The organism is Bacillus sp. BB51/4 (genome assembly GCF_008368845.1).
In the GTDB taxonomy this organism is placed as follows: Bacteria; Bacillota; Bacilli; order Bacillales; family Bacillaceae_G; genus Bacillus_A; species Bacillus_A wiedmannii.
Window position 1 is genome coordinate 65,445 of record NZ_QOSC01000012.1, and the last position, 13,072, is coordinate 78,516.

General features: G+C 33.8%; 13 protein-coding genes. 10 read left to right on the plus strand and 3 right to left on the minus strand.

The annotated features are described in order from the left end of the window. The first annotated feature begins 39 nt into the window (after positions 1–39). On the plus strand, positions 40–897 hold the full coding sequence (locus tag DN392_RS14965) for a gluzincin family metallopeptidase (protein WP_000609528.1): 858 nt from the start codon (positions 40–42) through the stop codon (positions 895–897). A gap of 16 nt (positions 898–913) precedes the next feature. Next, positions 914–1,582 carry a YjgB family protein gene (locus DN392_RS14970; RefSeq protein WP_064057106.1) on the plus strand — a complete coding sequence of 223 codons (669 nt, stop codon included), beginning with the start codon at positions 914–916 and terminating at the stop codon, positions 1,580–1,582. A gap of 79 nt (positions 1,583–1,661) precedes the next feature. On the opposite strand, the gene DN392_RS14975 is transcribed toward DN392_RS14970, so the two are convergent. After that, a complete protein-coding gene (locus DN392_RS14975) occupies positions 1,662–2,888 on the minus strand; it encodes an MDR family MFS transporter (protein WP_088321433.1) in 1,227 nt (408 codons plus the stop codon). A gap of 101 nt (positions 2,889–2,989) precedes the next feature. On the opposite strand from DN392_RS14975, the gene DN392_RS14980 reads away from it, so the two are divergent. The 5 genes from DN392_RS14980 (at position 2,990) to DN392_RS15000 (ending at position 8,518) form a co-directional block, all read left to right on the plus strand. Further along, a complete protein-coding gene (locus DN392_RS14980) occupies positions 2,990–4,726 on the plus strand; it encodes an ABC transporter substrate-binding protein (RefSeq protein ID WP_088321432.1) in 1,737 nt (578 codons plus the stop codon). 159 nt (positions 4,727–4,885) lie between these two features. Further along, a complete protein-coding gene (locus tag DN392_RS14985; protein WP_000102259.1) occupies positions 4,886–5,509 on the plus strand; it encodes a YhbD family protein in 624 nt (207 codons plus the stop codon). A gap of 13 nt (positions 5,510–5,522) precedes the next feature. After that, positions 5,523–6,233 (plus strand): bactofilin family protein, encoded by a 711-nt coding sequence (locus tag DN392_RS14990; RefSeq protein WP_048566222.1) that lies wholly within the window; start codon positions 5,523–5,525, stop codon positions 6,231–6,233. Between the two features lie 18 nt (positions 6,234–6,251). Continuing rightward, on the plus strand, positions 6,252–6,959 hold the full coding sequence (locus tag DN392_RS14995; protein ID WP_088321431.1) for a cytoplasmic protein: 708 nt from the start codon (positions 6,252–6,254) through the stop codon (positions 6,957–6,959). A gap of 23 nt (positions 6,960–6,982) precedes the next feature. Then, a complete protein-coding gene (locus DN392_RS15000; RefSeq protein WP_088321430.1) occupies positions 6,983–8,518 on the plus strand; it encodes an MDR family MFS transporter in 1,536 nt (511 codons plus the stop codon). 54 nt (positions 8,519–8,572) lie between these two features. Here DN392_RS15000 and DN392_RS15005 read toward each other — a convergent pair whose 3' ends face one another. Next, the gene (locus DN392_RS15005; protein WP_001062728.1) at positions 8,573–8,893 is read right to left on the minus strand and encodes a hypothetical protein; all 321 of its coding nucleotides are present in this window, start codon (positions 8,891–8,893) and stop codon (positions 8,573–8,575) included. A gap of 255 nt (positions 8,894–9,148) precedes the next feature. Here DN392_RS15005 and DN392_RS15010 point away from each other — a divergent pair, with 255 nt between their 5' ends. After that, positions 9,149–9,928, plus strand: a complete 780-nt coding sequence (locus DN392_RS15010; protein ID WP_000340391.1) for a BC_2878 family exosporium-associated protein — start codon at positions 9,149–9,151, stop codon at positions 9,926–9,928. A gap of 196 nt (positions 9,929–10,124) precedes the next feature. Here the strand turns inward: DN392_RS15010 and ycaC are convergent, their stop codons facing one another. After that, complete coding sequence (ycaC, locus tag DN392_RS15015; protein ID WP_001279445.1) at positions 10,125–10,760, minus strand: isochorismate family cysteine hydrolase YcaC; 636 nt, start codon at positions 10,758–10,760, stop codon at positions 10,125–10,127. 271 nt (positions 10,761–11,031) lie between these two features. Here ycaC and DN392_RS15020 point away from each other — a divergent pair, with 271 nt between their 5' ends. Beyond that, on the plus strand, positions 11,032–11,802 hold the full coding sequence (locus tag DN392_RS15020) for a GNAT family N-acetyltransferase (RefSeq protein ID WP_000638713.1): 771 nt from the start codon (positions 11,032–11,034) through the stop codon (positions 11,800–11,802). Positions 11,803–12,307: 505 nt separating this feature from the next. Beyond that, positions 12,308–13,003, plus strand: coding sequence for a CsxC family protein (locus DN392_RS15025; RefSeq protein ID WP_001294978.1), 696 nt, complete (start codon positions 12,308–12,310; stop codon positions 13,001–13,003). The last annotated feature ends 69 nt before the right edge of the window (positions 13,004–13,072 follow it).

Sequence of the window (13,072 nt, forward strand, 5' to 3'; positions counted from 1 at the left end):
TGTAAATGGCGAGAAGGGATATATAAGGAGATGGAAAAAATGATAAATAATACAATTCCAAGTTTTTTAAAATTATGGGAAAGTAACGATGTAGAATTAGCAGTCCTCAACCAATACTTTACTTCGCATCCAGAGATATTTGAAGAATACTTTAAGTATCATTGTCCACATACGAGAGAACGAGTTTCTAATGCCATTAAACGATATCCCGCAAAAATAGAAGAAATTCGTATCATTGCAGAAACATTACCGACTATTATTCAAGAGATAACGAATGAATATCATTATAAATATAACTTTGATGTAAATATGAATTTCCATCTATTTGTTGGAGGGTTTGGCTCTAATGCATTTGTAGAAAGGGAAATTATTGGGGACATATTTTTTGCGGCAGAAAAATTATCTCCAGATGTAAATCACCTTCGTGTTATTGTCGCTCACGAAATAGGACATATATATCATAATGTTATGTTACACAATGATGGAATGGATTGGACAAAAGCTGAGTGGACTGACGCGGCAGTTACTTTGTATCGTGAAGGTGTTGCAACATATTTATCAAAGCAAATTATAAAAGGCGTAAATGAATCAGTGTACTACTCATATAACAATGATGGTGAACGTTGGTTACAATGCTATATAGAAAATGAAAAACAAATAAAGAATCGTTTTTTGGAAGATTATATAGAAGGATGGACGCTCGAAAAAGAGAAAGAGTGGTTCCGGTTATCGGGAGGACAGTATTTTGGATACAACCGACTCGGTTATTTTTTAGGAACAGCTTTTGTAGAATATGTTGTACAAGCATTGGGAGAGAGTGAAGTATTTATTTTTTGGAACAAACACAATTTGAAAAGTGGTGTCATGGATTGGTTATCAAAAGGAATAAGATTATAATAGGGGGCTGAAATGTATGAAAGTGTATGTAAAGATAGCTATGTTATTTCTCGCTTTTACATGCATATTTGCATTAGTAGCATGTAAAGGGACAGACGAAAAAAAGGAAACAAACCCAACCTCTGAAAATAGTAAAAACGAACAAAATAATTCTTCTGAAGAAAAGAAAGAGCCTGAAGCAAAATCAAATAATGAAGGATCAGCAAAACCAAAGACAGATTCAAGCACGAAAGATACAGTAATAAATCAAAAATCAATTAACCACATTAAAGATTTGTTTGAACTAGCGAAAGAAGGAAAAGTACCTAACGTTCCGTTCGCAGCACATACAGGTGATATTGAAGAAATAGAAAAGGCTTGGGGGAAAGCAGATAAAACGGAACAAGCAGGTAACGGAATGTACGCTACCTTTATAAATAAAAATGTTTCCTTCGGTTTTAATAAAGGATCACAAGTTTTTGATGTACGCTCCTATCATGCAGAGCTAAAATCAATTACATTACAAGAAATAGAGAAAGCATTAGGAAAACCAGCTTCAGTTAAAGTAAATGGGGAAGATAAAATATACGTATATAAAGTAAACAATCAGTTTGAGTTGAAATTCATTATTCCAGAATCGACTGGTAAGGTAAATCATATTTCGGTATTTTCGCCAGAGGATAGTATAAATAAAATGGCAGGGTAATAAAGAAGGCTATCACCAAAGGTCATCAAGACTTTTGTGATAGCCTTCTTTTTACTGTTAAAAGGATGAGCAAAGCAGCCTATAAAACATGAGGAGTATGCTCTGAAATGTCTTTTTTTATTTTATTACGCTCTAAATTTTGAACAAAAAGAGCCTGAATAATGCCCCCAATTATTAAGAAACAAGCACAAATATAAAATAGCATACTGCCGTTTAGTTTGCTTAATAAAACCGCACCAATAACAGGACCGCACGTTCGAGATATATCCCAATGTAAGCCGTAAATTGAAAAATACAATCCGCGTTTATCTGAAGGAGCGATTTCTGAAACGAATCGAAGTAAATGGTTTAAAGCAATACTTCCACCGATGACTAAAAAGAGTAATGTGAAAAATAGTGACGCGATTGTTGCTGAAATCCCGTAGCCAATTGCAGCTATTGTATAGCAAGTGTAAGAAATAAGAATAATTTTCGCCATAGAAAATCGTTCAGACCATTTCACGAGGGGAATTTGCAGAATGATTTCCATAATAGCCTTGCATGTTGAAATAAAAGCGAGCATGAATACGAAATCTGGAAATATATCTTTAGCGAAAATGCGATAATTTGTCTCGGTTTGTGCATAAAAAAAGCTAATAGGAAGTGTAGAAACCATAAGTCCCAGTACGGCGTAATGTTTGTGTACAAATTTTTTTGGAGATGATACTTCAAGTTTTTGTTTTGGCGTTGTAAGTGCTGGAGCAGTTTCTGGAAGCTGCGTCCATACAACTACTGCATATACCATAAGTGTAATGCTTTGCATTATAAATAAATATTCAGGATGAGTATGATAAAAGATAGCACCAATTATTGGACCGATTACGGAGCCAATTGCAGCCATCGTATGCAAAAGAGCAAAAATTTCTGCTTGTTGTTTTTGTTTTGTTAAATCAGCAATTTGTGCACGTTGAGCGGGGATATATAAGGAACGACCAATCCCATTTATGACGTAAAGCAAAGCAAATATAAAAACAGATTGAGCAAAAATGAAGCTACCGATTGCAACGCCTTGTAGCAATAAGCCGAGTAACATAATTTTCTTTCGCCCATATTTATCAGTAATTCCCCCAGCAATAAGTGTAAATACAATGTCTGATAGTGGTTGTAGTCCGAAAATGAGCATAGTTATTATTATATTACCGTTTAACATTTTATTAACGTAAATAATCATAATAAGAGCTAACATGGATTCGGTTGTTCGGGTTAATAATTCGCCGCACAGTCTTATAATAATTGGTTTATTATAACGTAGTAAGAGATTGTTCAATATTAATTCCTCCTTTCTATATTGAAATGATAAGATGAAAGGAGAAATGGAAAAAGGGTAGAAACAAAAGGACTTATTTTTCACCTTTTAGGGGGATTATGATGTTTATTTTAGATCAATATATTGAAATGTGGTGTGCGTATGGTAAAGGTAGACGAGAAGGAGAGCAATTAGAAGTAACAGTACAAATGATAGCAGAAATATTATTTTGTACGGAGCGTAATAGTAAATTAATTATAAAAAAATTAGAAGAGTTACATTGGATCACTTGGTTTCCAGGGCGCGGGAGAGGGAATCGCTCTAAATTAATATTTCAAAAGCAACCGATGAAATTAATTTTAGACAGAGGAAAAGAACTAACGAAAAAAGGGGATGTGAAAAGTGGAATCTCATTTGTGGAACGATACAGCTCACAATTTCCATCAGTAAAGAAAGAGTATGAAGCTTGGGTAGATTCAATATTTGGTCATAAAATAGAAAGGACACCTGAAGGAAGAAAAGATGTACTTCGGTTGCAAGTACAAATGAATCTAGACATCGCTTTAGATCCGGTCTACGCTACGATGCGCTCAGAATGTCATATGGTTAAACATATTTTTGATACACTCGTATATGTGAATGAGGAAACAAATTGTATAGAGCCAAGACTTGCTTTTCACTGGCAATATAATGACGCTGAAAAGGTTTGGACATTTTATTTAAGAAAAGGCGTTCATCTTCATAATAGAAAACGACTTACCGCACATGATGTTATACATTCATTGAATCGATTTATGAAAGCGGAAAACAACCCACACGCATGGATGTTGCAACATGTTGAAAATGTCCGTGCAGTGGATGAATTTGTTGTTGAAATTCAATTACATACGGAAAATAGGATGTTTTTACATATGCTAAGTGCAGAACAGTGTTCTATCGTAAATGAAGATGAAGCAGGAAACTTTATTGGTACAGGACCTTTTATATTACGCGAGAAAAATGCACAATTATTTGTATTAGAAGTGCATGATTTATATTATCGTGAAAGACCTTTTCTTGACCGAATTGAACTAATGAATGTAGAGAAAAATGTAAATACGTATGACGTGTTAGTAAAGGCGCAATATAAAGATAAAGAAAAGCCTAATAAAGAGTTGTCTCGGCTTGAATCGAACGTGACATATGTAACGTGCAATCTTGTAAAAGAAGGACCAATGCAAGATGAGCTGTTTCGAAAGGCACTACATAAAATCATTGATGGCGATAGAATTGTTCAAGAACTCGGCGGAGAACGTGGAGAAGTGGCAAAAAAACTAATATTAGCAAATGAAAGAAAAGTAGAGATTAAGGAAGAGATAGAATGCTTAGTGAAAAGGAGTATGTATCATCATGAAGTGCTACAACTCTACACATTTACAGGACAAGATCATGTAGAAGATGCACAATGGATACAGAAAGAGTGTGCGAAGTACGGGATTCGTGTAGAAACTAATTTTCTTGAAGTTGAAGAGTTATTGGAAATCAGTACGATACAAAAGGCTGATATGATGCATGATAGTGCAACAATTAGCGAACGAATAGAAGATAGTCTGCTATATATGTTTCTTACAAAAAATAGTTTTATTCATGGGCAAAGCAGCATGGACTTTCATAAAAAGTTCTCCCCTTATTTTAAAGAAGAAGATTTAGAGAATAGAGTTACATTGTTACGCGATATTGAGGACATTTTGTTGCGTCACATTCATATTATTCCTTTATATCGTAACAAACAACAAGTAACTTCTCACGAAAAAGTACAAAATATAATGATTAATTCACAAGGATGGATTGATTTTTATGAAATATGGTTTACATGTTGATAAATAAGGGTTTTTACGCATTTTACATAATGTGTAAGAGCCTTTTTTTCGTGTGTGAAACAGGTTTGTTTTACACATTGTTACGCTACTTACGATAAAAGTCCATTTACAACGTAACAGTGTTATGTTACATTGTTATCAGGAAGGAGTGTTATACAGTTGAGTACAGATTTAATTTCAAAAAAAGATTTATTAGAACTAACTGGTATTTCATACGGACAGTTATATAGGTGGAAAAGAAAAAATTTAATACCGGAAGATTGGTTTGTACGAAAGTCAACATTCACGGGTCAAGAGACATTTTTTCCGAAAGAAAAGATATTAGAGCGTATTGATAAAATCCAAACGATGAAAGAAGATTTATCACTTGATGAACTAGCAAATATGTTTTCACCGAGTGTGAGCGAAATTCTTTTAACTAAGGAAGACGTCTTACGTAAAGGGATTGCATCAGAGCCAGTTTTACAATTCTTCATAGAACAAACGAATAAAACAACAGAGTTTCAATTTGTAGATATTCTTTATGTGTATATGTTAGAAGAGTTACTACAATCGGGAGAGATTAGTTTAGAAGAAGGAAAAATGGTCTTGCAAGTTTTACGTGAAAATTATGAAGCGATTAAGCATAAAACTTGTGACTTAATCATCGTCCGAAAGTTAGGGATTTCTACATGTTTCTTAGTTTCAAACGTGGACGATTTAATTTTTGAAAAAGGTACCAAAATTGTTTTACGCGAAGCGATTATGAAATATACCGAAGCATTAAAAACGAAACTGTTGTAGTGGAGGAGAAAGTATGCGTACAGATAATTTGATTATAAATGGTTACGGTTCATCGAATGGCGGTGAGTTTCATAAAGTGCAATTAAATGGAAAAGGGACTGTTAATGGAAATATTGAATGTGACCAATTTGAATGTAACGGATATGGTGCTGTTACTGGAAATTTGAAAAGTAGCAATGCAAGAATTAGTGGATCAGGTAAAGTTGATGGTACAGTTATTGCGGAAACGATGCGAATTGATGGGAAAGCAACAATTACGCAAGATGTGAAGGCGAACAGTTTAAAAATTGCAGGAAAAGGTACAGTAGGTGGAAATGTAACTGGAGACGAATTTAAAATCAACGGTCAAGCAACGATTGATGGGAATTGTGAAGTGGATACTTTTTCTTCAGAAGGACAATTTACAATTGGTGGATTATTAAGCGCCGATGAAATAAATATTAATATTCACGGTACATGTCGAGCAAAAGAAATTGGTGGTCAAACGATTAAAGTAAAACATAGACTAAGTACTTTTAGTAGACTGTTTAAATCAGTATTTGGTATGCAATTAGAGGCTGAACTATTAGAAGGCGACAATATTGATATTGATTATGCTCACATAAGAACGGTAAGAGGAAACAATGTGACAGTAGGAGCGAACTGTGAGATTGAATTGATTGAATATACGGGTGTTCTTACTGTTGATAAAAGCGCAAATGTAAAAGAAATGAAGCAGGTTTAATGGGAGGGAGAAAGTAATATGGAACATCAACATAGTCTTACTGTCAATGGTTCTGGTAGTTCAGCAGGCGGGGATTATAACAAAGTGAAGATACGCGGCGAAGGAACGATTTCTAATGATATGAGTTGTAATGAATTTAAAACGTACGGCACGAGTGATGTACAAGGTAATATGAAAGTGAAAAATTATGTCGTGTATGGAGATAGTGAAGTACAAGGAAATGTAGATGCGGAATATGTAAAAGTATATGGTAATACACAAATGAATAGTGATGCTCATATTGAAAAAACGAAAGTAAGAGGTATGATAGAAGTTAAAGGGAAGTTAACTGGTGATTTCGTAGATGTGAAAGGCGCTTTAAATGTAAAAGGAGATATTGAAGTTGAAGAACTATCACTAACTGGTGGCCTTGAAAGTGATGGATTACTTAATGCTGAAAATATTGAAATTTCACTTCGCTATGAAGGTAGCAAAGTGAGAGAAATCGGCGGTAAAAAGATTACCGTTCGTAAAAAAGCGAGATTTATTCCATTTACAAGTCATGCTGGAAGCCTCCAAACGTCTATCATTGAAGGAGATGAAATTTATTTAGAGCATACGATTGCTGAAGTTGTAAGAGGAAACAACGTTACCATTGGTCCAGGATGTGAAATTAGTGTTGTAGAATATCATACTAGTTTTAACCCAAAAGGTAATGCAGTCGTAAAAGAACATAAACAAATATAAGTAGTACGAGGGAGAGCAAGGTTATGGTTGAGAAGAATAATAAGCTCGGCTTTGTTGTGGCAGGCTTATTGCTAGGTATTTTAATGGCATCAATGGACAATACCATTGTCGTAACAGCGATGGGAACGATTGTTGGTGACTTAGGAGGCCTTGAAAACTTTGTATGGGTCGTTTCTGCCTATATGGTCGCAGAAATGGCGGGTATGCCGATTTTCGGAAAACTATCAGATATGTATGGTAGAAAGAGATTCTTTATTTTCGGTTTAATCGTCTTTATGATTGGTTCGGCACTTTGTGGTACTGCTGAAAATATTACACAGTTAGGTATTTATCGTGCCATTCAAGGTATTGGCGGCGGGGCATTAGTGCCGATCGCGTTTACTATCGTTTTTGATATTTTCCCTCCTGAAAAGCGCGGGAAAATGGGTGGATTATTCGGAGCAGTATTTGGTTTATCAAGTATTTTTGGTCCGCTGCTTGGTGCGTATATTACAGATTACATAAGCTGGCACTGGGTATTTTACATTAACTTACCGCTTGGCGTTTTAGCACTTATTTTTATTACATTCTTTTATAAAGAATCACGAGTTCATAGAAAGCAAAAAATTGATTGGTTTGGCGCAATTACTTTAGTTGGTGCAGTAGTTTCGCTAATGTTTGCTTTAGAACTAGGTGGACAAAAGTATGATTGGGATTCTAACTTTATATTAAGTTTATTTGGCGGATTCGCTATTTTAATTATTGCATTTATTTTTATTGAACGTAAAGTAGAAGAACCAATCATTTCATTTGAAATGTTTAAACAACGTTTATTCGGAATGAGTACCATTATTGCATTATGTTACGGTGCTGCGTTCATGTCAGCAACTGTATACATACCGTTATTCATTCAAGGTGTATACGGTGGTAGCGCAACAAACTCAGGATTATTACTTTTACCGATGATGTTAGGATCAGTCGTAACAGCGCAGTTAGGTGGATTTTTAACGACGAAGCTTAGCTACCGAAACATTATGATTATTTCTGCTGTTATTATGCTAATTGGACTATTTTTATTAAGCACATTAACGCCAGAAACAAGTCGAATATTATTAACGTTTTATATGATTATCATTGGATTTGGAGTAGGTTTCTCATTCTCTGTACTAAGTATGGCAGCTATTCACAACTTCGGTATGGAACAGCGTGGATCTGCAACTTCAACGAGTAATTTCATTCGTTCATTAGGAATGACACTAGGTATTACAATCTTCGGAATGATTCAAAGAACAGGTTTCCAAGGTCAATTAGAAGAAGCTTTTAAAGGGATGAGTGGGGGAATGAATACAAATGCTTTAGGAGATTCAAGAGCTATTCTATCAGAATCGGCAAGATCTCAAATTCCGCCGCAAATATTAGATAAAATTGTTGACGCTCTTTCTAGCTCAATTGTTCAAACATTTATGTGGGCATTAGTACCAGCTGGTTTAGCATTCATATTTATTTTCTTTATGGGCAATGAGCGCATGGTAATTAAGAAACAACAAAAGAATAATAAGAACGAAACATCCAAAGCGTAATGAAAAAGCTCCTTTCCAATTGGAAGGGAGCTTTTTCGTATGTACAGATTTAGATTAGCCTTCGATGATTTCGTATTCTTCGTCTGCTAATAATAAGATTTGTGTTTTCTTACCTTTGTTTTGAACTTCGATAACATCGTATGCACCTAAGTCTCTTAGTTTGTTTTGAGAAGCGTTAACCATAACTTCCATAGAATCAATTAAGATATCTTCTTCAATGTATGATTCAGGCAATGCCATATCTTCTGTTTCTAATACACATGCATATAGATTTTGTAAGTTTTCAGCAGTTGGGTTTTGTTCCTCGACATCAATGATGTTCTTTACTGCATCCATATTTTCTTCTTTTGCTTGGTATACTTTAATTTTAGCCATTGTTTTAATCTCCTTTATAACGTAATCGTAGAGGCTACACCTTATTATAACGTTTTTTTCATGAAAGATGAAATTGTTATATGTATTTATAAGGAAATTTATGTGTTATTACTAATTATTAGCGTAAATTCATTATTAATTTGATGAGTAAGTAACTATATTCTTACGTTAAAGTTATATTGTCCAAGCTTTTCTCATATTCCGCTCATATTATATGTATTAGATAAAAACATATAGAGAAGGGATGGAGTGTAAGTGGATTGTGAGTCGAAACGTGATTGTGAATGTTGCCAAAATAGTATATGTGAATTTTTACAAAGTCTTGAACCTTATACTAAAGTTGAGAGTATCGTAATAGCAGGAAATGAAATTGTTGTATCTTATTTTCTTTCATTTAATAAGACGAAAGGTATCGTATCATTTGTACAAGAAGACAATGAGGTTATTTTTGTAGATTGTTCAAAGATTGATGCAATTCGAATAGGGAAAGTTTGTAGTTGTAAAACGAAAGTTAAATTTATTGAAGAGGATTTTAGTCTACTTGGAAATGTTTGTCCGAAATGTTTAACCGAGGGAAGTACACTCTTTTTTGACTTTCACAATCCAGAATTGAATTTATCACTGCAAGCAAAAACAATTGATGCACCTAGTTGTACTGAATTTATAGATGAACTTGGGAATGTCGTAAAGCAAATTACTATAATAGGTGAAGCGATTGTTTCTAAAGATTTTGTTCAAGTGCCTGAACGATTAAATTTCCGATTAGTTTTATCTGATACGGCGGCGAATCCTTTAAAGTTTGGAATACTGTTCATTAATTTCCCGGATCTTACGTTTATTATTCTTTTCGCATCGAGTGGGTATCTCAACATTTCGAACTGTTTGAGAATAGAGAGTGGAACTGGTAATGCTGAAATAGAAGAAATGAAAAAGATGATAAAGAATGATAATAATACGTACAAGTCAATTATTAAGCTGACTAAAATATATAAAAATGGAGCTACAGAATCCTTTACTTCTAAGAAGGAGATATAACGTATTTATAATTGATTAATCCTCTTACAAGATAGTGAGGGTTTTTATATATAAGAATTGAATTGTATTAACGAAAAAATTGCTTTGTTAATATGAATGTTAGTAAAGCAACTAAGAAAAGGGCTATTGAAGTAGCCCTTTTTTAACTATGTAAATAGTTGTTAGTAACTTTTAGTAAGATTAATTCATGATTGTGTTACTTACTAAATTCTTTTTGAGCTCCCATGTAGCTTCCGATAATATTTTGATAACTTGGAAGATGCTTAGCAAGTAATGATCCAAAGCCTTCAACATCATTTCGCCAGTCACGCTGTAATTCAGCTGCAACGCTAAACCAGTTCATTAGTTGAACGCCCCCATGGGCCATACGCATAAGAGCGGCATCAGCAACTTGCTTATTAAAAGTGCCCGATGCATCAGTTGCAACAAACACTTCATATCCTGCGTTTACAGCGGATAGCGCTGGGAATGCAACACAAACATCAGTAACGACGCCTGCGATAATTAGCTGTTTTTTACCTGTTGCTTCGATAGCTTTTACAAATTCATCATTGTCCCATGCGTTTATTTGTCCAGGACGCGCTATTTTAGGCGCATTTGGAAAAAGTTCAATTAATTCTTGCATGAGTGGACCATTAGGGCCATCTTCGAAGCTAGTTGTTAAAATAACCGGTAGATCAAAAAACTTAGCGGTATTTGCAAGAGCTAAAACATTGTTTTTGAACTCATCAGTGCCATAGTCGCGCACTAGGCTAGAAATTAGACCAGTTTGATGATCCACAAGAAGAACAGCGGCATCACTTTTTGAAAGACGAGAATAGAAATCAGACATTTTATAATCCCCCTTAAAAAGTTTATTTACAAATTAATCTTACAGTTATTTAGATGGGTTTGGTATACTTGAAAAAGTTTTTCAATAAATTGGATTTATTTAGATATAAAGATGTGTATTTTGAAACTGCAAAAGTGAATTTTACTTTTTTGATTAGATGTTATAATAATTTTATATTTACGAATATTTTACGATTATATATAGTTTAATATACTTTTGTTTATATATGAAAAGTAGAGTTAAACTGATTCCAAAGAAAGCGGGAATGTAAATGATATATGAAGCGAATATACATACAAGAGAAAAATTAGTTAATATGTTCAAAGATTTCAATAACGTTGTTTTACTTTCTTATTTACAAGGTCATATGGGTACCGCTTGGGTAAATGATCTTGAAAATCCAACAGTAGCGCAAGTTACGGTTGGGATTTTCACATTTTACGCTGGGGATTCAAAGATGAAAGAAACAGAAGAATTACTACGCAACATTCCTGATAGAATGTTAGTAATCGTAAATAGTGTAGAGTGGAAAATGCGTTTAGAAACATTTTATGGAAGAAAAATAGATAAGTTTTTACGCTATAAATTCAAACGTAATGCGGAAGTTTTTAATCGTTCAAAATTACAATCTTTTATATCGGCGCTTCCAATAGGGTATGAGTTAAGGAAAATAGATGAACATATCATAAATAAGCCTACTTTACATAAGGTATCTGAAGATTTTACAAGTCAATTTCAATCAGTAGAAGATTATATAAACCGGGGTATAGGGTATAGTATTTTGTATAAAGAAGAAGTTGTATGCGGTGCATCATCATATAGCATTTATGATAATGGCATTGAAATTGAAGTTGCGACTGATCACAATCATAGAAGAAAAGGGTTGGCAACTATAGTTAGTGCGGCGATAATCCTGGACTGTTTAGAAAAAGGGATATATCCAAACTGGGATGCAGCGAATACTACGTCTGCTAAACTAGCAGAAAAGCTAGGATATGTTTTTGATAAGGCGTATGATGCTTATTTTGTGGATAATAGATGAATGAGCAGAGATTGTACGATTTGTACAGAATAAAGAAGTTAAAAAGGGAAAGACAAATGACTAGAATGTTTTGATAGGCGTTGTTAAGAACCCCTATGGAAACGTTTGAGAATAAAATAATCAGTTCAATAATAAGGAGATTTTATAATCTAGTGAGTACAAAAACCGGCTTTTTTAGTCGGTTTTTATTTTTTTATAAAAGGGGACAATAGTCGTGATGTTCTGTTTTGTGGATATATTAAGTGAGTAAATGATTAATATTAAATATTCCCTTTGTCGATAAAATAAAAGAATCTTTAAAAATAAATTTTAGCATTCTTATTAATTCTATCTTATCTAGGTAGATATTCGTATAGGCTCCATATATTAATTTATGTATTTTTAACTATCAAGAGAAATTGATAAAAGTGACTATGATACAAACCCACGCATTAATAGAAACAGTACATATACAGTAAAGAGAGTTAAAAAACTCTAAATTTTATTATAAAGGAGATTATAAAATATGAGTGAACAATGTCCAATTAATGTACCATGTCAGGCAGTAGGACAAACCCAAACACCATTAAGTGATGCAGCTGCAACGCCAATTACTACTCCAGGAGCACCAATTGTAAAAATACCGGTTGTATTAGCAGAAAGAACGATTCAAATTGTTGTAGAATCTGATATTCCATTAGATCCTCCAGCGGTTGAAATTAAACGTATCTTAAAAAATGCATTTTTAACACAATGTAAGTTAGTTCCTGTAGCATTTACTCCAGTACCAGGTACACCTTACCGCCGAGTTACAAGAGCAAAGTTATTTGTACAAGGATATATTCGTAAAAACATTGAATATGCAAATGACGAGTGTAATGGAGTGCTATATGACCGCATTGCTAATGTTCCATTTTCTGGTTTTGCTGATTTAACAGCTGGTGATTTTCTATCACAGGCTATAGTGGCTGCTTCCTCAGATACTACTTCTCATTTTATTAATCCTAAAAATGGTGATCTACCACGTTTAGACAAATACTTCTTCGAAAATACAGTTTTTTATAATGAACAACCGTATTGCGAATTAGTCAGCGCTCAATTTTTTGAATTAGACTTTTCACCTTGTCCAACAGACCTAAACGAACCATTTGATACTCTTCGTGAAAAAATTGTACTGGATCTTACTTTAAAAGTTTTACAAGTACAACAAGTACAAGTATAAAACTAAAAAAGCATTGTCTTTGATAAAAAGACAATGTCTTTTTTATTATTATAAAACATATATAATGAT